Origin of the sequence: Streptosporangium sp. NBC_01639 (assembly GCF_045209755.1) — a bacterium.
In the GTDB taxonomy this organism is placed as follows: Bacteria; Actinomycetota; Actinomycetes; order Streptosporangiales; family Streptosporangiaceae; genus Streptosporangium.
Genome location: NZ_CP109272.1, coordinates 7,844,993 through 7,870,375 on the forward strand (window position 1 = coordinate 7,844,993; position 25,383 = coordinate 7,870,375).

A 25,383-nucleotide genomic window follows, 5' to 3' on the forward strand; every position below is an offset into this window, starting at 1 on the left:
CCCGGAGGGGCGGCACCGGACTCGCCCCACCGCCGGACACCGGCGATGGGGCGGACGGTCTCGGGTCAGCCCCGCGGCACGCGGAGCGCCTCGGCGGCGGCGACCATGTTGCGCAGGGACGCCTCGGTCTCAGGGTAACCGCGGGTCTTCAGGCCGCAGTCGGGGTTGACCCACAGGCGGGCCGGGTCGACGACCTGGAGGGCGCGCCGCAGGTTCTGCTCGATCTCCTCAGGGGATGGGACGCGGGGCGAGTGGATGTCGTAGACGCCGGGGCCGATGCCGTTCTGGTAGCCGGCGTCGCGCAGGGCGGTGACGAGTTCCATGGCGGAGCGGGCGGCCTCGACACTGGTGACGTCGGCGTCGAGGTCGCCGATCGCGCCGATGATCTCGCCGAACTCCGAGTAGCACATGTGGGTGTGGATCTGGGTGGAGTCGGCGACCCCGGAGGTGGCCAGCCGGAACGCGCCGACGGCCCAGGCCAGGTAGGCGGCGTGTGCGTCCTTCCGCAACGGCAGGAGTTCGCGCAGGGCGGGCTCGTCGACCTGGATGATGCGGATCCCGGCGGCCTCCAGGTCGTGGATCTCGTCGCGGAGGGCGAGGGCGACCTGGCGGGCGGTGTCGGCCAGAGGCTGGTCGTCGCGGACGAACGACCAGGCGAGCATGGTGACCGGGCCGGTGAGCATGCCCTTGACGGGCCTGTCGGTACGGGACTGGGCGTAGGTCGCCCAGCCGACCGTCATCGGCTCCGGCCGGAAGACGTCGCTGTGCAGGATCGGCGGACGGACGCAGCGCGACCCGTAGGACTGGACCCAGCCGTGGTCGGTGGCGGCGTATCCGCCGAGCTGTTCGGCGAAGTACTGGACCATGTCGTTGCGTTCGGGCTCGCCGTGGACCAGGACGTCCAGGCCGAGCTCCTCCTGCAGGGCGATCACCCGGTCGATCTCCTGCCTCATGGCCTGCCGGTAGGCCGCGGGGGTGACCTGCCCGGTTCGGTGGGCGGCGCGGGCCCTGCGGATCTCGGCGGTCTGCGGGAACGAGCCGATCGTGGTGGTGGCGAGGTCGGGCAGGCGCAGTGCGGCCCGCTGGGCGGCGAACCTCGTCGCCCGGTCGCCGCGGCGTACGTCGTCGCCGAGCATGTCGAGACGGGCCCGGACCCGATGGTCGACCGTGGCGGCTCCGGGGGCGGGGATCGGGCCGGGGGCGGGGCCGTCGGAGCGCGGGGCCCGGCCGAGGGCGACGACCTCGGCGACCTTCTGCCGGGCGAAGGCCAGCCGGCCCCGGACCGCCGGGTCGAGCGCGGTCTCGGCGTCCAGGTCGATCGGGACATGCAGCAGCGAGCAGGACGTGCTCACCTCGACCTGGTCGGCCAGGCCGAACAGGACCGCGCAGGTCGCCTTCGCCCGCTGGAAGTCGGTGCGCCACACGTTGCGGCCGTCCACCACACCGGCGACGACGGTCTTGCGGGGCAGCCCACCGATGGAGGCGAGCACGTCGAGATTGCCCGGTCCGGCGACGAAGTCCAGGCCGACCGCTTCGACCCGGGTGGCGGCCAGGGCGCGCAGCGCGTCCGCGCCGACCGTGCCGAAGTAGGTCGCCGCGAGGATCCGGGGCCTGCTGGGCAGGTCGCCGAGACGCTCGTAGACGCGGGCGAGCGCGGCGACCTCCTCTGCGGTCCGGTCGGCGACCAGGGCCGGCTCGTCGAGCTGCACCCACTGCGCGCCCGCTCCGGCGAGCCGTTCCAGCAGGTCGGCGTAGACCTCGACGAGCTGATCGAGCAGATCGAGGGGCCGGAATCCCGCGGGCGCGCCGGGCGCGGCCTTGGCCAGCAGCAGGTAGGTGAGGGGGCCGATCAGCACCGGGCGGGTCTCCACGCCGAGTGCCCGGGCCTCCAGGTATTCGGCCAGCGGCTTGGCCCGCGCCCCGTCGGCCAGCCGGAACCGGGTGTCCGGTCCCACCTCGGGGACGATGTAGTGGTAGTTGGTGTCGAACCACTTGGTCATCTCCAGCGCCGGGATGTCCTGGACGCCGCGGGCCATGGCGAAGTATCGGTCCAGGCCGGTCAGGTGCCGGTAGCGGCCGGGCACCGCGTCGACCATCACGGTGGTGTCGAGTACCTGGTCGTAGAGGGAGAACGTGTTCGACGGGATCGTGTCGACGCCCGCGTCGCGCAGGCCCGTCCAGACCTCCTGGCGCAGGACCTCGGCCGTCTTCGCCAGGGCGTCGGCGTCGGCGCGTCCGGCCCAGTAGTCCTCGGTGGCGAACTTCAGCTCCCGGTGCGCCCCGATGCGGGGGTATCCGAGGATCGTTGTCTTCATGGCAGCTTCCCTCGCTGAGCCACGGGCGGCCGGGCAGGAGGAAAGAGCGCACAGCGATGTGCGTCCCTGGCCCTCCCACGGGGCCGCGGACCACCGCGCGCCGAACGGCGCACGGGCGGAGGGCAGGTCTTCGGACTCGCGGGCACCACACCTGAGACAGGTGTGTCCTACTGGCCGTCGCTTCCCAGGCCGTCGGGCCCAGTGCGTGATGACGGCGGTCGTTCCCACTCACCGCTGCGGGGCAGTCCCGGATTCTCACCGGGTTCCCTCTTACGACATCCAGATCCGGAGACCTGGATGAACCGTCCGCGCCCAGAAGTCTAACCGGGCGGACGGGCCCCCGGAGGCCGGCGATCTTGCGATCCCGGCGACCGGGGTCCCGCCGGAGCCGATAATTTCGACCATGAGCTCATCGCGCCACGATCACCCCCTGCGGTGGACGCGCTGCACCGACCCCCGGTCGTTGTCAATGCTCGGCGCGCTCTACCTGGTGGCGGTCACGGCCGCCGCCCAGCACGACTGAGCGGCCGTCCGCACCTTCTTTCCGCAAGCTCGGCAAGTCGCCGAACGTCTCAGAGAGGATCGCAACGACTTCTGGACCGCCTTCGGGTTGATCAACGTCACCATCCACGAGGGGGCGGCAGTGGTTGGGTCCGGCGACGCGCGCCAGACCATCATCAAGGCGGAAGCGCTCGATGTCGGAACCTGGCTTCTGAACTGCTTCGTGCGCTACGGAGGGCGTATCCGTGGTGCTGGCTCAGTTCCTCAAGCTCGAGCACCGGACGCCCCCGAGGACACCGACGGCGGGAGCCCGGATGGGTCTGAGGGGGTCAGAAGGCAGGCGTGGCCAAGTAGTCGCCGTGCTCTAGGTCATCGAGAAGTGTCGGATGGGTGGGAGACCAGCCGAGCAGATCCTGCGTGTGAGCGCTGGAGACGGGCGCGTCGAAGCCGTAGACCCTGGCCATGAACGGGCTGACGTAGTGCCCGGCAGCCTCGTCGGGGGTCAGCGAGATCATCGGCAGATCCAGGCCCCGGGCGATCGTCTGTGCGATGTTCTTCATGGTGACGCCGCTTTCTGCTGCTCCGTGCAGCACGCTGCCCGCAGGAGCCTTCTCCAGTGCCAGGCGGAACAGGACCGCGGCGTCGAGCCGGTGTACTGCGGGCCACCGGTTGGTGCCGTCGCCGACGTAGGCCGAGACGCCGGTCTTTCGTGCGGTGGCGATGAGCATGGGGATGAAGCCGTGGTCTTCAGGACCGTGGACGGTAGGAGCGAGGCGGACCACGCTCGCGCGTACTCCCCGGGCGACGAAGTCCAGACAGGCTCGCTCGCCCGCGATGCGGAAGGCGGCGATCCCGGCCGAGTCGGGCTCGTCCTTCTCGGTGGTCTCCCGGCCGGCGGGCATCACCAGCGTGCCCGAGGTGATGACGAGCGGCTTGCCCGAGTGTTCCAACGGCTGGCCAAGCGCCTCGATCGCGGTCCGGTCGCGCCTCATCATGTCGTCGAGGTCGGAGAAGTCCCCGCCGTAGGCCATGTGCAGGACTCCGTCGGCGGCTTCGGCGCCACGGCGCAGGCTGTCGAGGTCGTCCAGGGAGCCGCGGTGTGGTGTGGCGCCCAGCGACTCCAGCCGGGCGGCGGCGGCGTCCGAGCGCGCCAGAGCGGTGACGTCGTGGCCGGCCGCGACGAGCTCGGCGACGACGGCGGGGCCGGTCTGGCCAGAACCACCAGTGACAAAAATATGCATGACACGCTCTCTCTGCGGGTGTGTGCACCAGGGCCGCTGAACGGGTCCGGTGCGGGTGAGGCGGGAATGGCCTGCCTTCGAGGACAGCACAGCGCAGCGACATGTCGCATGCGCGTCCTGCCAGAGTCTGCGAGGCGGTATGGAGACCTTGATCGCCTCGACGGCGTTCGGACCGAAAGGTCGGGGTCGCTGCCACCAGCGACCAAAACCTCCCACTTAACGACAGCTACTGGCACTAAGTAGCGCCAGTTACTGACCTTACGTAGCGCCAGTCGCTGGCGTCAAGTGGTGTCAGCCACTGGCATATGCGGTATCTTCGAGGGGTGCCACGAAGTGGAATGGAAGCGCGCCGCCGCCTTCAACAGGCGGCTCTGGAGCTGTACCGGGAGCGCGGGTTCGATCAGACCACCACGGCTGAGATCGCCGCCCGGGCAGGCGTCAACGAGCGCACGTTCTTCCGGCACTTCCCGGACAAGCGCGAGGTGCTCTTCGGTGGCGAAGCCGACCTGCGCGCCGCGCTGATACAGGAGGTCGCCGACGCCCCCGATGGCCTGCAGCCACTCGGCATTCTGCTGTGCGCCTTCCGGAAAGCCGGACGAATCCTTGAGGACAACCGCCCGTTCTCCGAGCCACGGTTAGCGGTCATCGCCAAGACCCCAGCCCTCCGAGAACGTGACTTGGCCAAGTCCGCAGCCCTTACCGAAGCCGTAGCGGAGGCGCTACGTCAGCGCGATATCCCCGAGCGGCTGGCCAGCCTGGCCGCACAAACCGGCTGGGCCACCTTCCACCACGCCGCCCAAGCATGGATCGAGGACCCCTCACAGAGTTTGGACGCACATCTCCTCCAAGCTTTTGACGATCTGCACGTCCTCTCCGCAACCGTCCCACCGGAACAGGCGCGGCCTGAAAACTGATACCGCTCCGCCTGCGACCACCTGGCGCCGCGAGCAAGCGGATTCCAAGACCTCAACGAAAGTGGGAGCCGAACCCACCAGCGCTCGGGGTTTCGCCCTCTACCTCGACAGCAAGGTGGTCTTGGCGCCGTCACGGTTGGGGTACGCCTACTGGGAGGTACCAGGGGTCAACCGGGTGGTTCCTGGCCTATTCCTCCCTGCCCTTGGCAACCGCCGATCTCGTGGCCCGATTGCGCCTGTCCGGCGGTAGGGCGACGGATGCCCATATTGGCTGGCAACGAGTCCGAAGACATATCAGGCTGCCCGAACTGACTTCTCGATCAGGCAGGTCAAAAACCTACCAAGCCGTACCAATCAGATACCCTGACCCCTCCAAATACTCCGGGCAGGCCGTCTACTTTGTCGCTGATTGATGGGACGAGCATCGGATCGTCAAGTTTGACGTAGTAGCTATCGTAGTACTCGTCCGATGGCTTGGGATTGGCATCGTCGCCCTTTGCCTGGGGGGCAGGATTTATCACGTGCGACAACAAGGTGTCGAGCTGCTTGAACATCCACATGTTATGCGCCTGGTTCGCGAAATAGATGCGCTTGACACCTTTCATTCTCCTCAGGAGAACTCCGACCGCCGCCCTCTCGTCGGCCGTCGCCCTGCCTCGCCTCTCGCAGGGCCCCCACCTTCTGCTGTTGTCGCACAGGATAATGGTCATATCAGCTGTGCCCTCCCAGAGAGGGGTGGGTATGACATGGATGACGGCGATGCCGGGCAGCTTCTTGAGCGCCGAATTGAAAACAGGCGCATAACTCCACCGATGTAGTCTTCCGGTGAATGTCTCCGGCATGTCGTTTTCTTGCATCACCCCGATTAAATTGGGAGAGGCCTCCAAAAAATCGTCCAGTGCCTCCTATTTGCTCTCGTAGTGGAGACCTGTAATCTGCGGCATCTGCCGTAGGATCTGCTCGATCGTGCGCCTCTGCGCCGGAGTCGCCTCCTTGTCTCTGCAGGCGTCCGCGCCGTCGTAACTGATGCACAGACGAACGGAGAACATTCCGCCTTCCGGCCAAGGGCCGACCGGAGGTGCAAGGATTTTCGGTAACCGGTCTGTATCGGCAGCCGAGGTGCCGAACAGGAGGGCTGCCATCGCAGCAAAGGCGAGAAATATGCGGAACGCAAGGGTAACTATGTCAGGAAATCCGAATGAATACCGCGTAGAACTCTCAGGGTCAACGCTGGCAGGCGGTGGAGCAGGTTGCTGAGAGGTACCTGTGAAATCCGAATCGGACGGAATCCGCAGGATCAAACACCCGCTCAGAAGTCCGACCGGGCGGATGACCCCCCGGAGGCCGGCGATCTTGCGATCCCGGTGACCGGGGTCCCGCCGGAGCCGATAATTTCGACCATGAGCTCATCGCGCCACGATCATCCCCTGCCTCCCGCCCGCGTCGAGGAGGTCTCCGACGGCGTCTACGCCTACATCCAGCCCGACGGAAGCTGGTGGATCAACAACACCGGCTTCCTGGTGGGGCGGCGCGGAGTGATCAGTGTGGACGCCTGCTCCACCGAGCGGCGCACCCTCGCCTACCGTGAGGCGATCAGATCGGTCACCGACCGGCCGGTGACGACACTGATCAACACCCATCACCACGGCGACCACACCTTCGGTAACTCCGCCTTCCCCGAGGCGACGATCGTCGGGCATGAGAAGACCAGGGAGGCGATCCTCGCCGAGGGGATCCCGGAGTACCGCAGGACGGCCTGGACCGAGGTGGACTGGGGAGATCTGGTGCCCTGCCCGCCGTTCCTCACCTACACCGACGGGGTGACCGTCCACTCCGACGAGCTGCGCTGCGAGGTCCGCCACCTGGGCCTCCCGGCGCACACGACCAACGACTCGATCGTGTGGATCCCCGGGCGGTCGCTGCTGTTCGCCGGGGACCTGGTGTTCAACGGCGGCACGCCGTTCGTGATGATGGGCTCGGTCCAGGGGTCGATCACCGCCCTCGACAGGCTCAGGAAGCTGGGCGCCGAGACGATCGTGCCCGGTCACGGCGGCGTGTGCGGACCGGAGGTCATCGACCGGGTGCAGGGATACCTGCGGTTCGTGATGGCCACCGCCGAGCTCGGCCGGGCGGCCGGCCTGTCGCCGCTGGAGGCGGCGCGCGAGACGGACCTCGGCGAGTACGGCGGGTTGCTCGACCCCGAGCGCATCGTCGGCAACCTGCACCGGGCCTACGCCGAGCTGGACGGCCTGCCGCCGGGTGAGCCGATCGACGTGGCCGCCGCGGTGCTGGAGATGATCGACTACAACGGAGGCAGGCTGTTGACCTGCCTGGCCTGACCGGACGGCGGACACCCGTGCCGTCCGGCTGCGCCTGCGGAGACATCCGGCCCGGCGGCCACCACCTGATCGTGCTCAACGCCGGGCAGGCCACCGGCCCCGGTCCGGCAGGGCACCCGCCGGAGGGCCGGTGGCGGTTCGGCGGGTGCCCCGGCCGGGATCAGGACAGGTGACGCGACCACCATTCGAGGACGGCCTCGAAGCGCTGCAGGCGGTGCCGGGGGCGTCCGCTCCGGCTGAGCTCGTGACCCTCGCCGGGGAACAGCAGGAACTCGGCCGGGACGCCGTTGCGGCGCAGCGCGACGAACATGCGCTGGGCCTGCTCGACCGGGCAGCGCCAGTCCTCCTCGGAGTGGACCACGGCGAACGGCAGGTCGATCCGGTCGGCGTGCTGCAGCGGGCTCATCGCGCGCTGGGTCTCGACGTCGGGGCCGCAGTAGGCCTCGGCGAAGTACCAGCCGATGTCGGAGGAGCCGGTGAAGGAGTCCCAGGCGTTGACCGCGCGCTCGCTCCAGGCGGCCTTGAACCGCTCCCCGTGATGGGCGGCCAGCCAGCTCGTCATGAACCCGCCGTAGGAGCCGCCCATCACGCCGACCCGTTCGTCGTCGCACTCGGGCCGGGCCAGCGCCGCGTCCAGCAGGGCGAGCACGTCGTCGACGTCCACGGTACCGAACGCGCCGACCACGGCCTGACCGTGGGCCTGGCCGTACCCGGCCGACCCGCGGGGGTTGGGCAGGACCACCGCGTATCCGGCGGCGGCGTAGACCTGGGTCTCGTCCATGAAGCCCCACCCGTGCTGGGCGAACGGGCCGCCGTGCACGTTCAGCAGGACCGGGTGCGGGCCCTCGCCCTCGGGCAGGGCCAGCCAGCCGTGGACGGGATAGCCGTCGGCGGACACGGCGGTGATCTCCTGGAGCGGGCGGACACCGGCCAGCGGCCCGGAGAAGTCGGTGAGCGTCCGGTCCGGGGTGACCACCTCGCCGGGGCTCTCCGGCGTGGACACCACCGCGACGATCTGCCCACCGTGGGAGGCGAACGCCTTGACGCTGGCCCGCTCACCCAGCACGACGGGGAGCTTCTCCAGGGGCGTCTCCGTGGCGTCGGAGGGGACCAGCCGCAGTTCGACCGCGCCGCGCACCCGCACCGTGACCAGGACGCCGTCCTCGACCGCGACGGGGAGCATCGGCTCGATGCCCACCGATTCCTCCTCGGTCAGCCGCGTCCCGGTCGCCGGCTCGCCGCCGATCCGCAGCGGGGCACGGTAGAGGCCGGTGTTGCGAGCCACCGAGTGGATTCCGGAGAAGGCCGTGCCGAGATAGAGCACCTCCCCGCCGGGGAGCGCGACGGGGAGGTCGGCCGATCCGGCGCTGCGCACCACGAGGATCGGTGCGCCACCGGCGGCCGGCACCGCGTACAGGTCGGTGTGCAGGATCTCGCCGTCCAGATCGCGATCCGCCGAGACCAGCACGTGCTCGCCGTCGGGGGTCCAGGCGGGGGAGGCGACGGAGTAGGGGCCGTCGGTGAGCTGTACCGGCTGCGGGATGTCGGCCAGGGCGTTGACCACGAACAGGGCCGGCTGCCGATCCAGGGTGAAGCCGACGCCGTCCTGCCGGTAGCGGAACCCGGTGATCCGGCGCGGCGCCTCGGCCGCGGCGCTCACGTCCTCCTCGGTGCCGTAGCGGCCGGCCTCGGGGACCCGGGCGACGAACGCGATCCGGCGGGAGTCGGGGGCCCAGACCGGGGCACCCGCGCCGAGCGGCAGCTCGGTGAGCGGGCGCGGCTCGCCGCCGCCGGTGGGCATCACGTGGAGCTGCGGTTTGCCGCCGGTCTTCGCACGCAGGAAGGCCACCCAGGCCCCGTCCGGCGAGATCTGGGGCGCGGTGTCGCGGTCGCCGAAGGTGAACGGAACAGGGGGACCGTCCTGGGGGAGCCGCCACAGGCCTCCGAGATAGCTGTCGGTCTCAAGATCGGGGCGGGCCACGTCGACGAGGAGGAGATCCTCGTGGAGGGTGACGCTTCCGGGGACATGCAGCGAGGTGAGATCTTCTGGACGCATGCCCAGGGACGTTATCACCGTGTTCGTCATCTTTTATGGGACACAGTCATGGTTTGTCCTGCGGAGCGGCGGAGGACGCCCGGTGCGGCTTCCGCCGCCGCGCCGGTGCGGTGCCCGCGGGCATCCGGCGTGGCGTCCGCGCGCGGAGCCGGGCGCCCCTGCCGGCCGGAACATGTCCTCACCGCGCCGGCAAGATCATCGTGACGCCGGGGACGGAGCCGATCGCGGCGAGCGCCGGCCCCGCCTCGTCGAGGCCGATGGTCCGGGTGACCAGCAGGTCCGGGCGGAGGAGACCGCTGCCGACCATCTCCAGCATCGCGGGATAGGCGTGGGCGGCCATGCCGTGGCTGCCGAGGATTTCCAGCTCGTGGCCGATCACCCGGTTCATCGGCAGTGAGGTGAGACCGGGCAGCAGGCCGATCTGGACGTGGCGGCCCCGGCGGCGCAGGCTCTCGATCGACGACGCGCAGGTCTGCGGGCTGCCGAGCGCGTCGATCGAGGCATGGGCCCCGCCGCCGGTCAGGTCCCGGATGCGCTCGGCGACGCCTCCGGAGGCGTGGGCGTCCGAAGGAGGCGCGGCACCGCCGTTCTCCTGTGGCGAACCGACTGGTGTGGCACCGTCGTTCTTCCGGGACGCGCCGCCCGGTGTGGCACCGTCGTTCTCCCGGGACGATCCGCCCGGTGTGACACCGCTGTTCTCCCGGGATGAGCCTCCCGGTGCGGCGTCCGTTCTCCGGGACGGGCCGCCCGGTGCGATGACGGTCGCCGCGGCGCCGAACCGCGCGGCGAGTTCGAGGGCCTGCGGGGAGACGTCCACGGCGATCACCCGGGCTCCCGCGGCCGCGGCGATCATCACGGCCGACAGGCCCACACCGCCGCAGCCGTGCACGGCCACCCACTCGCCGGGCTGGACCCGGCCGACGGTCACCACGGCGCGGAAGGCGGTGGCGAAGCGGCAGCCCAGGCTCGCGGCGGTGGGGAAGGTCATCTCCGCCGGCAGCCCCACCAGGTTCACGTCCGCGTTCTCGATCGCCACGTATTCGGCGAAGGAGCCCCAGTGGGTGAAGCCCGGCTGGGTCTGGCGTTCACAGACCTGCTGGTCACCCGTAGCGCACGTCGAACAAGAGCCGCAGGCGCAGACGAACGGGACCGTGACCCGGTCGCCGGGCCGCCACGAGCCGACACCCGCCCCCACGGCCTCGACGACCCCGGCCAGTTCGTGTCCGGGCACGTGCGGCAGGACCCGGATGTCCGGGTCGTGGCCCTGCCAGCCGTGCCAGTCGCTCCGGCACAGCCCGGTCGCCTCCACCCGGACCACCGCGCCGCCGGGCGACGGCACCGGAGCCGGCACCTCCCTGACCCGGGGCTCGGCCCCGAAAGCGTCGAAGACCACCGCTCGCACGCGTACGCACCTCTCCAACCCGTCTGACAGTGATGTTGTAGATGGGCGCCTCCCACCCGGGTCTACCCCACCGTCTGGCTGACCTTGGGTTCTCAACGGGAGACGACAATGCCTCCATTACACCCGACAGCGCGGCGATCATCGAGGTCGCCGGTGGAGTTGACACCCACCAAGACACCCACACCACCGTGATCGACCGCCACGCGCGACGACATCGACGTGGCGCTGGTAGACACGGTGACGGCCATGACCCTGGTCAGGCAGGAAGGCGGCTGCAGGGATGTCCGTATATGACAGATAACTGTCGTTGCAGTCATTCTGGGGAGTCGGTGACAATCGGGGTCATGTCCGCTGCGCATCGCGTCGTCATCGCGCTCTTCCCGAACGTCGACCTGCTCGACGTCACCGGTCCGGCCGAGGTGTTCGCCCTGACCAACCGGATCGGTGGCCGCGCCCTGTACGACGTGCGGCTCGCCGGACCCCAGGGCGGTCCCGTCACCACGGCCGCCGGGGTGCGGCTGCTCGCCGATCTGAGGTTCGACGAAGTCGGCGACCAGGTGGACACCCTGCTGGTTCCCGGCGCCGTGGACGTCACCCCCGATGGGCCGCGCGCCCTGACGGACCCCGAGGTGGTGGCATGGGTGCGGCGGATCGCTCCCGCCACGCGCCGCGTGGCCTCGGTGTGCGTCGGCGCGCACATCCTGGCCGAGGCCGGACTGCTGGACGGCCTGACCGCCACCACCCACTGGTCCACCGCCGCGCAACTGGCCGCCGACCATCCGAACGTCACGGTCGACCCAGACCCGATCTTCGTGCGGTCCAGCGGCCGGGTCTGGACGGGCGCGGGCATCAGCGCCTGCCTGGACCTGACCCTGGCGCTGGTGGCCGAGGATCATGGGGAAGAGGTGGCTCTGGCGGTGGCGCGCCAACTGGTCATGTACCTCAAACGCCAGGGCGGTCAGAGCCAGTTCAGCGTCCCCCTGGCCCATGCCGCCTTGAGTCGCCGCGACATCGACGACCTGCGCCTGTGGATCGCCGAGCATCTCGCCGAGGAGCTCACCACCACAGAGCTGGCGGTTCGGATGGGGCTGAGCCAACGCCAGTTCACCCGGGTGTTCCGGCAGCAGACCGGCACCACCCCTGCCGCCTACATCGAGTCGGCTCGCGTGGAGGTGGCGCGGCGCCTGCTGGAGACCACCAACCTGCCGTTGCCGCAGGTTGCGGCCGACAGCGGGCTCGGCTCGGTGGAGACCCTGCACCGCGCGTTCCGACGCCGCCTGGGCACCGGCCCAGGCTCCTACCGCCGCCGTTTCCACACGGTGGCCTGACCCCCTTCACCCGCTCGCCGTCCATCCGACGGCGGCGCGAGCATGCCCGAAAGACCGAAAGGAAACCCGTCATGAGCACCACCGCTTCGCCCACCCTCCGCCAGGTCATCGGCCTGCCCACCGGCCCGGCGCGCCTGGCCGACTCCACCCTCGTCCTGATCGACTACCAGAACACCTACCGCACCGGCGTCATGGCCTTGTCCGCCGCCGATCGGGCCCTTGCGGCCGGAGCCCGCCTGCTGGAACGCGCCCGCGCCGCCGGAGCCCACGTCATCCACGTCGTCAACGACGGCGGTCCGGACACCCCTTACGACGTCCGGGCCGAGATCGGCGCCATCAGCCCGGAGGTCGCGCCTCGTGACGGTGAGCCGGTGGTGGTCAAGACGTTCCCCAACGCCTTCCACCAGACCGACCTGCAGCAGGTCCTGACGGACCTGAACGCCGGACCCGATCTGATCCTGGCGGGCTTCATGACTCACATGTGCGTCGCCTTCACCGCGCAGGGAGCGTTCAACCTGGACTACCGCCCCACCGTCGTCGCCGACGCCTGCGCCACCCGTCCGCTCTCCGACCCCGACGGCGCGCTGCTGCCCGCCGACATCCTGCACGCCGCCGCCCTGACCACGATCGGTGACCTGTTCGGGCTGGTGGTGCCCACCGCCGACGCCCTGCCCGGCTGACCCGTCCGGCTCGACGGCCTCAGCAACATGCTCAGTATTCGCAAACCGTCATAGGAGAGGGCCCCGTACGGCCGGCGCCGCCGGACGGGGGAAGTCCGACCGGCGCCCACCTCTCCGACGAAGGTCCGGTGAGCCGGTGGCGCGTCCGATACGCCGTCCAGGCCGTCTCTTACCGTGCGCTCCGATTAGAACCCGCAGCCTGGGACAGAAGGAGGGGACACAAGGACCGACTGATCGGACGGTGAGATGGGGCAGCAAGTCGACAAGGACCGCTACTCCGAGGCGGAGTTCACCCGTTTCGGGGAACGGCTGGCACAGCAGCTCACAGAGCTCCGTGAGCTGCTCGCCAGGCCGGGCTTCGGTGCTGGGCCCGCGACCATCGGAGCCGAACTGGAGATGTTCCTCATCACCCCGGACGGCCGGCCGCTCCCACGTAACCACGAGGTGCGCGACGCCGCGGACGACGACCGGCTCGTACCGGAGCTCGGCCGGTTCAACCTGGAGGTCAACCTGACCCCGCTGCCGATCGCCGGGCGGCCCTTCACCGCCCTGGAGCGGGAGCTGCGGGAGACGATGACCCTGGTGGACACGGCGACGGCGACGCAGGGCGGGCAGGCCGTGGCGATCGGAATCCTGCCCTCGCTGAGTGAATTCGACTTCACCCACGAGGCACTCAGCGACGAGAGCCGCTACCGGGCGATGAGCCGGGGGTTGCGGCGGCTGCGCACCGAGCCGTTCCGGGTGCACATCGAGGGGGTCGAGCAGCTGGAACTGGAGGTCGAGGGCGTCATCCTGGAGAGCGCCAACACCTCCTGGCAGGTCCACCTCCGTACGGCTCCCGCCGACTTCGCCCGCGTCTACAACGCCGCCCAGCTGGCCATCGGCCCGGTCCTCGCGGTCAGCGGCAACTCGCCGAGCTTCCTCGGCAGGCGGTTGTGGGAGGAGACCAGGATCGCGCTGTTCGAGGAGGCGGCCGACGACCGGGACGTGGAGCGGCTCGACCGCAGGGACCGGCGGGTCGCCTTCGGCTCCAAGTGGGTGAGCGGCATCGAGGAGATGTTCGAGACGTGCGTCCGCGACTACGAGCCGATCATGCCGATGATCACCGAGGAGGTCTCCCCGGCTGACGGGGAGGCGCCGGAGCTGGCCGAGCTCCGACTGCACCAGGGCACGATCTGGCAGTGGAACCGGCCGATCTACGACCCGGTGAACGGCGGTCACCTGCGCGTGGAGATGCGCGCCCTGCCGGCCGGGCCGACCCCCGCCGACATGGCGGCCAACGCCGCGTTCCTGCTCGGGCTCACCGCCGCCATGGCGGTCGAGCCGGTCGAGGAGTTCCCCTTCGCCGCGGCCTACCGCAACTTCTACCGGGCCGCGATCCACGGCCTGGACGCCTCCCTGTCCTGGCCGGGCAGGGGCACGGAGGAGATCCCGGCCTCGCGACTCGCCCTGGACCTGCTGCCGGCGGCCAGGGCCGGTCTCATCCGGCTGGACGTGGACCCGGACGAGGCCGACCGGGCGCTGGGGATCATCCGGGACCGGGTCATGCTCCGCCGCACCGGTGCGATCTGGCAGCGGGAGACCCTTGAGCGGCTCGGCGACGATCCGGCGGGCCGGTCCCGTATGGTGACCCGCTACCGGGAGTTGTCGCTCACCGGCAAGCCCGTCCACACATGGCCAATATGATCACAAAAGGTATTTGACTCCAGGCATACTCAGGAACTCCACATCGTGCTCCGCCCGTCCCGGGCGAGACGGAAGAGGAGACCCATGAGTGGGATGACGGCCGTAGCGGTGGAACCGTTCCAGCTGAAGCGGAACGGCGGCGACCTCGCAACCGGAGTTCGGGCCCTGGAGAAGCACCTCAAGCGCGTGACCCTCGACACCGTGCTGGCCAAGGCGAACCGCGTCCTGGTCAGGAAGGGCTCGACCGGCGCCGGGGCCTTCCAGACGATGAAGCCCCGGCCGGTGGACTGGTACTGCTTCGACGCCGACGACAACGCCGTCCGCGACTGGTACCCCCAGGGCCTGACCTGTTCCTCCGACGCGGGAGTCGGCGCGGGCACGTATGTGGTGAGCTGGTACTACAAGCCCGAGACGGGCGCCGAGCGGGGCGTGCGGCTCTCCTTTCTCAACACGGCGACGCTCCGCTACCGGCACGTCCTGCTCGTACAGGCCCGCCCGGACGGCGACATCGCCCCGATCGACATCCACGCCGGCGGCATCGCCTGGTACGGCGGCCTGCTCTACGTGGCCGACACCACCCGCGGCATGCGGGTCTTCGACACCCGGCAGATCTTCGAGATCGACGGGGACGGCAAGACCACGATCGGCAGGAAGGGCGAGGTGTACAACGCCTTCGGCTACCGCTATGTGATGCCGCAGACCGATGCCTGGACCTCGGCCGGAGGCGCCCGGTTCTCCTTCGCCGCGATCGACCGCACGACCCCGGCCGACACCCTGATCTCCGGCGAGTACGTGGACACTCCCGGCACGTTCGGCCGGGTGGCCCGCTGGTCACTGGAGTCCGACGGCTCGCTGAGCGCCGACGGCGGCGTCGCCTCCGCGCTGGACGCCTACCGCCTGCCCGAGGCCAAGATCCAGGGCGCGCTCTCCCACGACGGCACCTGGTATCTCAGCCAGGCGGCGGGGGCGACCAGGAACGGCACCCTCATCGTGGTCGGCGACAAGATCGTCAAACGCCCCTACCCGGTGGGCCCCGAGGACCTCACCTGCGTCCGTGACAAGAAGACGCTGTGGAGCGTGACCGAGTTCGCGGGCCGCCGGGTGGTGTATGGCGTGCCCCTTTAGGGCCGCCGTCAGTGCAGCTGTAGGGGCCGCCTTCACTGCAGCGAACCGCCGACCAGGCGGAGGTCGTCGTCCACGGAGACGGCCGCGTCCGCGATCGCCGCGAGCGCCCCGGCGATCGTCGCCACCGGCATGGACGGCCTGGCCTGGTCGAGGATCTGCTCCGGGGCGAACGGCACGTGCACGAAACCGCCCCGGACACCGGGCCGCTCGGTGGCGATCAGGTGCATGAGACCGTAGAAGAGGTGGTTGCAGACGAACGTCCCGGCGCTCTGCGACACGCTCGCCGGGATCCCGGCCGCCCGGACCGCCGCCACGCAGGCCTTCACCGGCAGCGTGGCGAAGTAGGCGGCGGGGCCGCCGCGCACCACCGGTTCGTCGATCGGCTGCCGTCCGGCGTTGTCCGGGATGCGAGCGTCGTCGAGGTTGACGGCCACCCGCTCGACCGTGACGTCGGGCCGCCCTCCGGCCTGCCCGACGCAGACGACCACCGCGGGGTCGTGCTCCCGCACCGCCGCGCGCAGGTGCGCGAGCGCCTCGCCGAACACGCACGGCAGTTGTACGGCCCGCACCCCGGGCACCAGCCTGACCGCCTCCCACGACGGGTTGACCTCGGCACCGTCGAACGGCTCGAAGCCGGTGAGCAGGACGGTCATCGCCGAGCCGCCGGGAGGGAGCAGGCGGGGGTGCCGCCGGGCAGGCGGTGCCGGTTCCTCGCGATGAGCCGGTAGGCGCCCCTGGCCACCCACCGGAACGGCGGGACCCGCAGCACGAGCCCCGCCAGGCTCCACGGCGGACCGGCGGCGATCAGCAGCCGGGCGACCGCCTGCGCCCCGCCGTACACCCGGCCCCGCTCGACCCACAGGACCTCGCGCTCGGCCCGCTCCCGTGTGGTGTCCAGCGCCGCCAGATCGGCGAACTGCCAAGGGGTGACCCGGGCCCGCACACCGAACACGCGCTCGGCGAACCGGACGCTCGTCGTGCAGAACCCGCAGTCGCCGTCGAAGATCAGCACTGGCTCTTCCGTCATGGGACCGACCTTAATCGAGAGGGTCCGGTCAGGGCCGCAGGGCCAGGGTGACGGCGATGGGCCGGTGGTCGGAGTGGGAGACGTCCGGGTTGGCCTGATCCCGACCGGTGAACTCCGGAGTGACCAGCACATGGTCGATCTGCTCGGCCGAGCCGCCCGGCACGGTGGGGAACGGCCGGACCGGGGCGAGGGGATCGGTCAGCCCGGAGTCCGTCAGCACCCGCCAGGCGGGGTCGGCCGGTCCGAGGTTGAGGTCGCCCGCCACGACCACCGGACGGCCCTTGCCGGCGGCCTCGCGGGCGATCCGGCCGAGCTGTTCCACCTGGTCGAGTTCGCGCCGGCCCGGCGGCGGCTGCAGGTGGGTACCGATCACGGTGATGTCCCTGCCCTGCCAGCGCAGCCCGACCTCCAGCGCCTGTGCCCCGGTCGGGCCGCCCCGGACGAGCACGTGGTTGCGGACCGAGGTGACCGGCAGGTCGGTGAGGAGCGCGTCGCCCCACACCTCGTCGGTCGCCGGGGCCCAGATGAAACGCATACCGAGCCGTTCGGCGATCAGCCGCACGTCGTCGTGGCCGCCGTTGAGCAGCCATCCCCGGTCGGCCTCGCTGAGCACGACCACGTGGGGTCTCAGCGCCCTCAGGGCGTCGGCCTGCTGCTCCACCGACAGCCGGCCGGACTCGCCGTACCCCATCCTGATGTTGTAGGCCGCCACCCGCAGCCCGTCCCCCGGCGGCGCCCAGCCGGGGACGGCGCCCTGCCAGAGGGGGACGGCGGCCACCAGCGCGACGGCGGCGGCGACGACGGGAGGGAACCTCCGCCCGTACGGCTCGCGGGGCAGGCCGGTGCGGCCGGCGACGGCCACCGCCGCCACCAGGAGCGCCGCGCAGAGGGGCACCCACTGGTTGGGCAGATACAGGTCGTAGGCGGCGTAGTAGCCGAAGACCGACACGACGAACAGCAGCATGCCCGCCGCCGCGGCCAGACCGCGCCGGAGCGGGCGATCGGGGCCGGAGGCCGCCGCCGCGTGCGCCAGACAGGCTCCCAGCGCGAGCTGCCCGATGACCGGCGCGGCGATCGTCCAGCCGGGGGCCACGCCATGGACGCCGTCCACGGTGGCCTTCCCGAACGTGAACGCCGCGGCCGAGGCGACCAAGGCGACCGCGGGTATCGGCGCCCGGCGCAGCAGCGGTTGTGCCGAAGGCGCCACCGACAGCACCGCGGCCGCCGCCACGAGCACGGCGACGGTCGCGGCGACGGCCGGTGCGGAGGAGCCGGCCGCGGCCTGGGCGTGTGCGGTGTTGCCCGTGTAAAGGCCCCACAGCAGCAGCGCGGGACCGACCAGCAGCCAGACGCGCGGCGCACCCGGGCGTGTCTCCCCGGTCGCCGGGGTCCGCAGCAGGAAGATCCCGAACAGGGTGAGTTCGACCGCCAGCGGCACCCAGGGGAGTGGGCCGGGCCGCCACATGAGGTCGATGCCGTCCAGTGCCGCGTGGATCACCGTGGACGCCGCCAGGCCGGTGATCACTCCGGCCATGGCCGGCCGGGCGTCCCCGGCGTCCGTCGCGGTCGCCACCAGCCAGACCAGCCCGGCCAGCAGTCCGGCGCTCGCCAGATAGAGCTGCGGATCACCCCCGGAGGTCGGTTGCAACGCCAGCCTGGCCAGGAGCAGCGCCAGCCCGGCGCCGATCGCCACCGTGCGCGGCCGGACGTACCGGGTCAGCGGGACGGCGAGGAAGGCCACCAGAAACCAGGAGACGGCGTACAGGCCCATCATCTCGGCCGGAGTGCTGCCGGCCCGGCCGAACAGGGTGATCAGCGACGGCAGGAAGACGCGTAGCACGTCGACCAGCACCACCACGCCGAGGGCGACGTCCACGCGGATCCGCATGCCACCTCCAAGGAATGTGAGCCATCCTCGCTTCCTTGGAGGTCCGTGGCAAGGGCGGCGACGGAGGTCCCGGGACACCGTCGTCGCGGTACGGCCGGCCGCTCAGCCGGAAGAGGGGCCGTCCAGGTAGCGGAAGGCCTCGTGGGCGGAGCGGACACTGTCGCGAAGCGCCTGCTCCAGCCGTCCCGCGTCCTCGCTCAGATGGTCGAGCTCCGGTACGGCCAGCGCGTCGGCGCCGCTCTCGGCGAGGAGTTCCTCGTAGCGAGGGAGTCTGGCCCGCAGCAGTTCGATCTGGTCGTGGGCGCGCAGGGCACGTTCGGCGGCCGCCACGTGACGTGCGTACCGCTCCAGCGCCTCCACCCGGGCGACGACGGCGGTCTCGCTGGCGGCCAGCGCCCGATCGAGAGGTGCCATCGCGGCCGCTACCTCCGGGCTGCTCCCGCCGTAGGCGGCCTCGCGGTGCTCGGCCCGCAGCGCCGACAGCTTGGCCAGCAGCCGGGCGATCTCCCACTCCTGCGCGGGCAGCATCACCGAGTTGCGCACGTCGTCGAGCATGCCCGCGGCGTTGACCTCGGACCGCAGGATGGAGTCGACCGCCTGCCCGGTCCGGTCGAGGAGCCGGGTAGAGGCATGATCGAAGTCCTCGGCCAGCAGGTATCGGTCCTCGTACCAGTGGGCGTGCCGGTAGAGGTCCGGATCGGTTTCGTCGTCGCCCTCCTCCGTCTCCGGTGGCCCGGAGGAGATCTGCCGCCCCATGAGGACGACGAGGACGACCAGCACGGCCACGATGAAGAAGTTGCTCCCGAAATCCCGGAGAAGGAAACTCGCCAGAAAGAGCGCGGCGAGCGCGGCACAGATCTGCAGGATCGGCAGGCGTAAGGAAGCAGGTCGAGGCTCCGGCCGCCAGCCGGCGCGGATTCGCGACAGCATCCGTCCATGCCGGTGGAACAGGTCGACGATGTCCTCGGGCAACTCCGGATCGACGAGCACGCGCTCGTCCCTCTCGGAACCGCCTCGATCGTAGAGGTTCAGATCATCCATCCAGGTAGCGGAAAGCCTCGTGGGCGGAGCGGACACTGTCATGGAGCGCCCGCCGGAGCTGGGCGGCGTCCTCGCTCAGGTGGCCGATCTCCGGCGCCGAGAACCGGGCGGCACCCGTCTCGGCGATGAGCTGCTCGTATTCCGGCAGGTGGGCGAGGAGGGCGTCGACCTGACCCTGGGCGTTGAGGGCACGATCGGCGGCCGCCACGTGGCGCGCGTACCGCTCCAGCGCCTCCACCCGGGCGACGACGGCGGTCTCGCTGGCGGCCAGCGCCCGTTCGAGGGGCGCCATCGCGGCCGCCACCTCCGGCGTCCGCACCCCCCGGGCGAGGGTGTGGTGCCTGGCCCGCAGCGCCGACAGCTTGGTCAGCAGCCGGGCGATCTCCCATTCCTCGGCGGGCAGCATCACCGAATTGCGCACGCTGTCGAGCATGCCCATGGCGTTGACCCGTGAGCCGAAGATGCGATCGATCGCCTGCTGGACCCGGCTGAGCAGATCCCTGGAGCTGTAGTCGAAATCCTCCACGATCAGGTAACCCCCCCTGAACCGTTGCGCGTTCCGGTACACGACCCGCTCGACGGAGTCGGGTGGCAGGGGTTTCCTGGCGATGTAGACGCAGGTGAGGACCGTGGCATAGAGGCCGGCCAGGATCAGGAAGAACGCCTTCGACGCGCCGGTGACGGCGGTGGCGGCGGCCACCATGGCCGCCGTGATGCCGAGGGAGATCACAAGTGGGGTGGGCAGCCGGGCGCCCTTCGGTTCCGGGCTCCACCCGGTCCGGAAGCGGGAGAGCAGTGGTCCGTTCCGCCGCAGGAGGTTGGCGATGTCTGCGGGCACCTCCGGATCGACCACCACACGCTGCACAGGTCGGCCCCCTTCACTACGGTCGGAAAAGCACAGCGATTAACCGGTTTCGCGTTGTGCGTCCCTCTATGTTGCCTCCTAACGGTGATCTGCCGCGGCTGAAAAGGATGATCGCGACGATTCGTGGAGAGCCGGGAGGGCCGATGCGCGCGGTGGACCCGGTGACCGCGCCGAAAAAGACGCCGAAAAAGACGCCGAAAATAAAAGGTCCCCGGGTCGATGACCTGGGGACCTCTGTGGTGGACGATACAGGGATTGAACCTGTGACCTCTTCCGTGTCAGGGAAGCGCTCTCCCGCTGAGCTAATCGTCCTCGGGTGAACCAGAGCGGAAGACGGGATTCGAACCCGCGACCCTCACCTTGGCAAGGTGATGCTCTACCACTGAGCCACTTCCGCGTGTCTGCTCCGGGTTTCCCCTCGGCGGCACCTGCGCTACTTTACCGGATCCCTGAGGCTCCGATGTCCGTGCACTGAGGTGGAGACGGGATTTGAACCCGTGTACACGGCTTTGCAGGCCGTTGCCTCGCCTCTCGGCCACTCCACCAGCCAGATCCCGGAGGATCTGCCGGAGCGGAAGACGGGATTCGAACCCGCGACCCTCACCTTGGCAAGGTGATGCTCTACCACTGAGCCACTTCCGCGTGTTTCCCGGAAAGTCATCCGGGGCACATGAAAACTCTAGCGCCTCCGGAGCGCGGATGTGCGCATGCCGACGACCTAACGACGGTCTTCGTCGCTGATCACCCGAACGTCGGCGGCCCGCACGAACATGATCCGGTGACCGAACTGGATCTGCCGGTACGGGGTGTCCCCTCTGATGATCCGGTGGTGCGACGGGTCGAAGGCGCCCGCCCGGAGGTAGGTGGCGGGGCTCGTCATGCCCAGGCTGTAGAACTGCCCGGCCGGAAGCGTGTACTGCAGGGGGGTCAGTTTCTCCGGTGGGACGCCCCGGGGGTAGGCCGACGCGTCGGGATAGGCCCTGCCGTACACCTTGACGGAGGTGAGACCGGACCGGGGCGTCACCAGGCGGCCGGTGGCGGGCACGGACGTGCGGATGGCCGCCGGGTCGTGGAACCACGCCTTCTGCCCGAGGTACCAGATGGCCGTCCAGTCGCCTCTGCGTCCGGCGAGGGCGTAGCGCTGGCCGGTGGAGGCGCGCGCCGCCTGGTCGTAGACGCTGTAGGTGGAGGCGTCCGTCGGGTGCTTGCCGACGTCCCTGACCAGCGGGGCCTCCTCCGAGGGGCGGCTGTGCAGCCAGACCGAGGAGGTGCTCCGGCTGGGGCACGTGCCGGACTTGGCGCAACCGGTGAAGCGTGCCCGGTTGCGGGCGTAGTCCGGCCTGATCAGCACCGAGCGCGCGGTGGGGTCGGAGGAGCCGGTCAAGGGGCTGCCGAGCAGTTCGAAGTAGTGGCGCCAGTCCCAGTAGGGGCCGGGATCCGAGTGCATGTCGCGTACGGTTTCCGGAGTGGTGCCCGGCACGTTGTCATGGCCGATGATGTGCGCCCGGTCCAGGGGGATCTGGTACTTGCGTGCGAGGTAGGCGACCAGCCTGGCCGAGGACCGGTACATCGACTCGGTGTACCAGGCGCCCCTGGCCAGGTAGCCCTCGTGCTCCAGGCCGATGGAGCGGCTGTTGACGTACCAGTTTCCGGCGTGCCATCCGATGTCGCTGCCCCGTAGGTGCTGGGCGATGTGGCCGTCGCTGGAGCGCAGGGTGTAGTGCCAGCTCAGGTAGGTGGGGTCGGCGGACAGCCGGGTCATGGCGTCGTAGCCGGTCTCCCCGTCGTGGATGACGATGTAGTCGATGGGACGGGGGGCGTCGTAGCGGTCGTGGTTGCCGTAACCGCCCTGCTTGAGCCGCCGGTAGGCGGCCGGCATCCACTCACAGGAGAGGGCGGGCGGGCAGTCGGGCGCGGGCGCGGCCGCGCGCCGCAGTCCGGCCGAGGTGGGCAGGCGCGGAGGGGAGAGGTCCGGGATCGCCCGCAGGACCACCCGCTCGCCGTCGTCGGTCACGCGTGCGGCTCCGGTGCGGATCGTTGCGTAGACCTCGTCGGCGAAGGAGTCCGCCGCTCCGATGCCCGCTCCGGTGCCCGTCGTGCCGGGATAGCGGGCCACCGCGCCGTACCACCGCGCCGGGTCGGCGGCGGGCTGTGCGCCGATGCGCCGCTGGTGGTCGGCGAGCAGCGCCGCGCCGCCCTCGATGTTGGCTGCCGGATCCCGGCGCAGCCGGGCGGGGGTGATCCCGGTCAGCTCCGCGGCCCGGTGCAGGGTGTCCTCGGGCGGGGGCGCCTGGGCGGCGGGGACGACGGGAGGGCGCGGCCGGCGCTCGTCACCGCGCGGGTCCTCCGTGTCGTGACGGCGGAGCTCCGGGCCGAGCCGGCCGTCGACCAGGTGCATGGGGCCGTAGCCCGCCGAGACGCTGGGCAGCCCGTTGTTGGCGTCCCATCGGGACTCCAGGTAGGCGACCGCGAGCAGCACGCTCTCGGGCACGCCGTAGGTCCGGGCCACCCGGGCGAAGACCGCCTGCCTGCTCTCCGGTGCGTCGGACCGCCGAGCCGTCGGCCCGGCCTCCGGCGTCCGATCCCCGACGGCCTGGGGGGTCAGTGCGGCGAGCGCGGCGGCGACGGCGATCCCCGGCAGACGGCGCATGCTGGTTCCTCCTGGCCGGATGACTACGCAGAGGGTGGATCGGATTACCGAATGTCTCATGGTCGGATGGTGTTGGGGTCCACTGGAGCAAAACTTGCCCGAAATCGGGCAGAAAACTTGGTGAAGGCCATCAATGCTGCGTATGGTCCTGCTCTGTGGCCATGGCATGGCATCCGCATGAGGAGCTGATTACCCACCTGACCCGGACGAGCGCGCTCGGTCCGGGGGAGGCGGCGCGGGTGGTGGCGGACGTGCTGGCGTACTTCTCCGAGCCCGTGGAGGAGTTCGTCCGGCGGCGGCACGCCGAGCTCAAGGCCAAAGGGCTGGTCAACGACGAGATCTTTCCCCGGATCGCCGTCGAGATCTCAGCCCGCCGTGTCGCGGCACCCGAACTCTCCCTGCGCCAGCTGCGCCGGATCGTCTACGGGTGAGGCGTTCACGGGCACGTCGTTCACCGGCAGGTCGTCTATGGCAAGGAGCGGTTAGATGTGCGGAATCGTGGCGTATGTGGGGCCCAAGGACGCGGCGCCCATCCTGCTGGAGGGCCTGCAGCGCCTTGAGTACCGGGGCTACGACTCGGCCGGTGTGGTGGTCTCCAACAAGGGCCTGAAGTTGCGCAAGGTCAAGGGCCGGGTGGCCGACCTGGCGGCGGTCGTGCCGGCGCGGTTCAAGGGTGGCCTGGGCATCGGGCACACCCGCTGGGCCACCCACGGGGCGCCCAGCGACGTCAACGCCCACCCCCACCTGTCCACCGACGAGCGCATCGCGGTGGTGCACAACGGCATCATCGAGAACGCCGACGAGCTGCGGGCGAAGCTGGAGGCCGACGGCGCGGTCTTCACGTCCGAGACCGACACCGAGGTGCTCTCGCACCTGATCGCCCGTACCGTCGAGGAGTCCGACTCGCTGGAGGAGGCGGTCCGGATGGCGATCAAGCGGATCGTCGGCACGTACGGCATCGCGGTGCTCGACGCCCAGCGGCCCGGCGAGGTGGTCGTGGCCCGTAACGGAAGCCCGATCGTGCTGGGCATCGGGGAGAAGGAGATGTTCGCCGCCTCCGACGTCGCCGCGCTGGTCCGTTACACCCGCCAGGTGGTCCACCTGGAGGACGGCGAGCTCGCGGTGCTCAAGGCGGACGGTTTCACCACCTTCGCCAGCGACGCGCGCGAGACGGCCAAGGAGCCGTTGACCGTCGACTGGGAGGCCGGGCACTACGACACCGGCGGCTACGAGCACTACCTGCTCAAGGAGATCTCTGAGCAGCCCGAGACCGTGGCCAGGACGCTGCGCGGGCGGCTGGACGACCGCTTCCACATCGCCCACCTGGGCGGTCTCAACATGGACGCCCGCGAGACGCGGTCGTTCCGCCGCGTGAAGATCATCGGTTGCGGGTCCGCCTACTACTCGGGGCAGATCGGCGCCCAGCTGATCGAGGAGCTGGCGCGGATCCCGGCCGACGCCGAGCCGGCCAGCGAGTTCCGCTACCGCAGCCCGGTCGTGGAGCCCGACACCCTCTACGTGGCGATCAGTCAGTCGGGGGAGACCTACGACACCCTCGCCGCCGTCCAGGAGCTCAAGCGCAAGGGCGGCCGGGTGCTCGGCATCGTCAACACCGTCGGCAGCGCCATCGCCCGCGAGTGCAACGGCGGCGTCTACCTGCACGCCGGTCCCGAGGTCTCGGTGGCGAGCACGAAGGCGTTCACCTCGACCGCGGTGGCCTTCGCGCTGCTCGCGCTCCACCTGGGCCGGGTGCGGGACCTGTCCCCGGCCGACGGCCGCCGCATCTGCGAGGGCCTGCGCAGGCTGCCCGGCCAGATCAAGGAGATCCTCGCGCTGGAGCCGCAGATCAGGGAGCTCGCGCACAAGTACGCCGACACGCCGAGCATGATGTTCGTCGGCCGGGTCCGGGGATACCCGGTGGCCCGGGAGGGCGCGCAGAAGCTCAAGGAGATCTCCTACGTGCACGCCGAGGCGTATCCGGCCAGCGAGCTCAAGCACGGGCCGCTGGCGCTGATCGGCCCGGAGATGCCCACCGTCGCGATCGTCCCCGACGACGAACTGCTGGACAAGAACCTGACCACGCTGGGTGAGATCCGCGCCCGTGGGGGACGGGTGCTCATGGTCGGCCACCGTACGGCCGACCCCAAGCTGGCCGACGACTGCGTCGTGGTGCCGAAGAACGAGATCGAGCTGGATCCGATCCTGCTGTCGATCCCGCTCCAGCTCCTGGCCTACCACGCCGCGGTGGCGCTGGAGCGGGACGTGGACAAGCCCCGCAACCTGGCCAAGAGCGTCACGGTGGAGTGAGTCTCGGCGCCGCCGATC

19 protein-coding genes, 4 tRNA genes and 1 riboswitch are annotated in these 25,383 nt (G+C 70.4%); of the genes, 8 read left to right on the forward strand and 15 right to left on the reverse strand.

The window, feature by feature from the left end:
* Positions 1-65 precede the first annotated feature (65 nt).
* Together metE and OHA77_RS35605 are read right to left on the reverse strand one after the other, a co-directional pair.
* On the reverse strand, positions 66-2,315 hold the full coding sequence (metE, locus tag OHA77_RS35600; RefSeq protein ID WP_406313656.1) for a 5-methyltetrahydropteroyltriglutamate--homocysteine S-methyltransferase: 2,250 nt from the start codon (positions 2,313-2,315) through the stop codon (positions 66-68).
* Between the two features lie 103 nt (positions 2,316-2,418).
* A riboswitch (cobalamin riboswitch) is annotated at positions 2,419-2,637 on the reverse strand.
* Positions 2,638-3,145: 508 nt separating this feature from the next.
* Entirely contained in the window at positions 3,146-4,057 is a 912-nt protein-coding gene (locus tag OHA77_RS35605; RefSeq protein WP_406313657.1) for an SDR family oxidoreductase, read from the reverse strand.
* A gap of 338 nt (positions 4,058-4,395) precedes the next feature.
* On the opposite strand from OHA77_RS35605, the gene OHA77_RS35610 reads away from it, so the two are divergent.
* The gene (locus tag OHA77_RS35610) at positions 4,396-4,971 is read left to right on the forward strand and encodes a TetR family transcriptional regulator (RefSeq protein ID WP_406313658.1); all 576 of its coding nucleotides are present in this window, start codon (positions 4,396-4,398) and stop codon (positions 4,969-4,971) included.
* Between the two features lie 329 nt (positions 4,972-5,300).
* Here the strand turns inward: OHA77_RS35610 and OHA77_RS35615 are convergent, their stop codons facing one another.
* Complete coding sequence (locus OHA77_RS35615) at positions 5,301-5,828, reverse strand: hypothetical protein (protein WP_406313659.1); 528 nt, start codon at positions 5,826-5,828, stop codon at positions 5,301-5,303.
* A gap of 543 nt (positions 5,829-6,371) precedes the next feature.
* Between OHA77_RS35615 and OHA77_RS35620 the strand changes: the two genes are divergently transcribed.
* Positions 6,372-7,310: an MBL fold metallo-hydrolase gene (locus OHA77_RS35620; RefSeq protein ID WP_406313660.1), complete on the forward strand. Its 939-nt coding sequence runs from the start codon at positions 6,372-6,374 to the stop codon at positions 7,308-7,310.
* Positions 7,311-7,470: 160 nt separating this feature from the next.
* On the opposite strand, the gene OHA77_RS35625 is transcribed toward OHA77_RS35620, so the two are convergent.
* Both OHA77_RS35625 and OHA77_RS35630 read right to left on the reverse strand, forming a co-directional pair.
* Positions 7,471-9,366: a S9 family peptidase gene (locus OHA77_RS35625; RefSeq protein WP_406313661.1), complete on the reverse strand. Its 1,896-nt coding sequence runs from the start codon at positions 9,364-9,366 to the stop codon at positions 7,471-7,473.
* 178 nt (positions 9,367-9,544) lie between these two features.
* Positions 9,545-10,768: a zinc-dependent alcohol dehydrogenase family protein gene (locus OHA77_RS35630; RefSeq protein WP_406313662.1), complete on the reverse strand. Its 1,224-nt coding sequence runs from the start codon at positions 10,766-10,768 to the stop codon at positions 9,545-9,547.
* Positions 10,769-11,112: 344 nt separating this feature from the next.
* Between OHA77_RS35630 and OHA77_RS35635 the strand changes: the two genes are divergently transcribed.
* The 4 genes from OHA77_RS35635 (at position 11,113) to OHA77_RS35650 (ending at position 15,587) form a co-directional block, all read left to right on the forward strand.
* Positions 11,113-12,096, forward strand: a complete 984-nt coding sequence (locus OHA77_RS35635; RefSeq protein ID WP_406313663.1) for a GlxA family transcriptional regulator — start codon at positions 11,113-11,115, stop codon at positions 12,094-12,096.
* A gap of 71 nt (positions 12,097-12,167) precedes the next feature.
* Positions 12,168-12,776 carry a cysteine hydrolase family protein gene (locus OHA77_RS35640; RefSeq protein ID WP_406313664.1) on the forward strand — a complete coding sequence of 203 codons (609 nt, stop codon included), beginning with the start codon at positions 12,168-12,170 and terminating at the stop codon, positions 12,774-12,776.
* Positions 12,777-13,022: 246 nt separating this feature from the next.
* Entirely contained in the window at positions 13,023-14,462 is a 1,440-nt protein-coding gene (locus OHA77_RS35645) for a glutamate--cysteine ligase (protein ID WP_406313665.1), read from the forward strand.
* An 84-nt stretch (positions 14,463-14,546) separates the two neighbouring features.
* Entirely contained in the window at positions 14,547-15,587 is a 1,041-nt protein-coding gene (locus tag OHA77_RS35650) for a hypothetical protein (RefSeq protein ID WP_406313666.1), read from the forward strand.
* Between the two features lie 32 nt (positions 15,588-15,619).
* Here OHA77_RS35650 and pcp read toward each other — a convergent pair whose 3' ends face one another.
* The 10 genes from pcp to OHA77_RS35700 form a co-directional block, all read right to left on the reverse strand.
* Complete coding sequence (pcp, locus tag OHA77_RS35655) at positions 15,620-16,240, reverse strand: pyroglutamyl-peptidase I (RefSeq protein WP_406313667.1); 621 nt, start codon at positions 16,238-16,240, stop codon at positions 15,620-15,622.
* Positions 16,237-16,614: a thiol-disulfide oxidoreductase DCC family protein gene (locus tag OHA77_RS35660; protein WP_406313668.1), complete on the reverse strand. Its 378-nt coding sequence runs from the start codon at positions 16,612-16,614 to the stop codon at positions 16,237-16,239. Before OHA77_RS35660 ends, pcp begins: the two co-directional genes overlap by 4 nt.
* 28 nt (positions 16,615-16,642) lie before the next feature.
* Positions 16,643-18,502: an endonuclease/exonuclease/phosphatase family protein gene (locus OHA77_RS35665; protein WP_406313669.1), complete on the reverse strand. Its 1,860-nt coding sequence runs from the start codon at positions 18,500-18,502 to the stop codon at positions 16,643-16,645.
* 102 nt (positions 18,503-18,604) lie between these two features.
* Positions 18,605-19,543 carry a hypothetical protein gene (locus OHA77_RS35670; protein ID WP_406313670.1) on the reverse strand — a complete coding sequence of 313 codons (939 nt, stop codon included), beginning with the start codon at positions 19,541-19,543 and terminating at the stop codon, positions 18,605-18,607.
* On the reverse strand, positions 19,536-20,408 hold the full coding sequence (locus OHA77_RS35675) for a hypothetical protein (protein ID WP_406313671.1): 873 nt from the start codon (positions 20,406-20,408) through the stop codon (positions 19,536-19,538). The genes OHA77_RS35670 and OHA77_RS35675 overlap by 8 nt, the downstream gene beginning before the upstream one ends.
* Before the next feature lie 237 nt (positions 20,409-20,645).
* Positions 20,646-20,720 (reverse strand) — tRNA-Val (locus tag OHA77_RS35680).
* A gap of 13 nt (positions 20,721-20,733) precedes the next feature.
* Positions 20,734-20,805: transfer RNA gene (locus OHA77_RS35685), tRNA-Gly, on the reverse strand.
* A 77-nt stretch (positions 20,806-20,882) separates the two neighbouring features.
* Positions 20,883-20,953: transfer RNA gene (locus tag OHA77_RS35690), tRNA-Cys, on the reverse strand.
* 25 nt (positions 20,954-20,978) lie between these two features.
* Positions 20,979-21,050: transfer RNA gene (locus tag OHA77_RS35695), tRNA-Gly, on the reverse strand.
* A 76-nt stretch (positions 21,051-21,126) separates the two neighbouring features.
* Complete coding sequence (locus OHA77_RS35700; protein WP_406313672.1) at positions 21,127-23,058, reverse strand: N-acetylmuramoyl-L-alanine amidase; 1,932 nt, start codon at positions 23,056-23,058, stop codon at positions 21,127-21,129.
* 161 nt (positions 23,059-23,219) lie between these two features.
* Here OHA77_RS35700 and OHA77_RS35705 point away from each other — a divergent pair, with 161 nt between their 5' ends.
* Together OHA77_RS35705 and glmS are read left to right on the forward strand one after the other, a co-directional pair.
* On the forward strand, positions 23,220-23,489 hold the full coding sequence (locus OHA77_RS35705; RefSeq protein ID WP_406313673.1) for a hypothetical protein: 270 nt from the start codon (positions 23,220-23,222) through the stop codon (positions 23,487-23,489).
* A 55-nt stretch (positions 23,490-23,544) separates the two neighbouring features.
* Positions 23,545-25,365: a glutamine--fructose-6-phosphate transaminase (isomerizing) gene (gene glmS, locus OHA77_RS35710; RefSeq protein ID WP_326823793.1), complete on the forward strand. Its 1,821-nt coding sequence runs from the start codon at positions 23,545-23,547 to the stop codon at positions 25,363-25,365.
* The last annotated feature ends 18 nt before the right edge of the window (positions 25,366-25,383 follow it).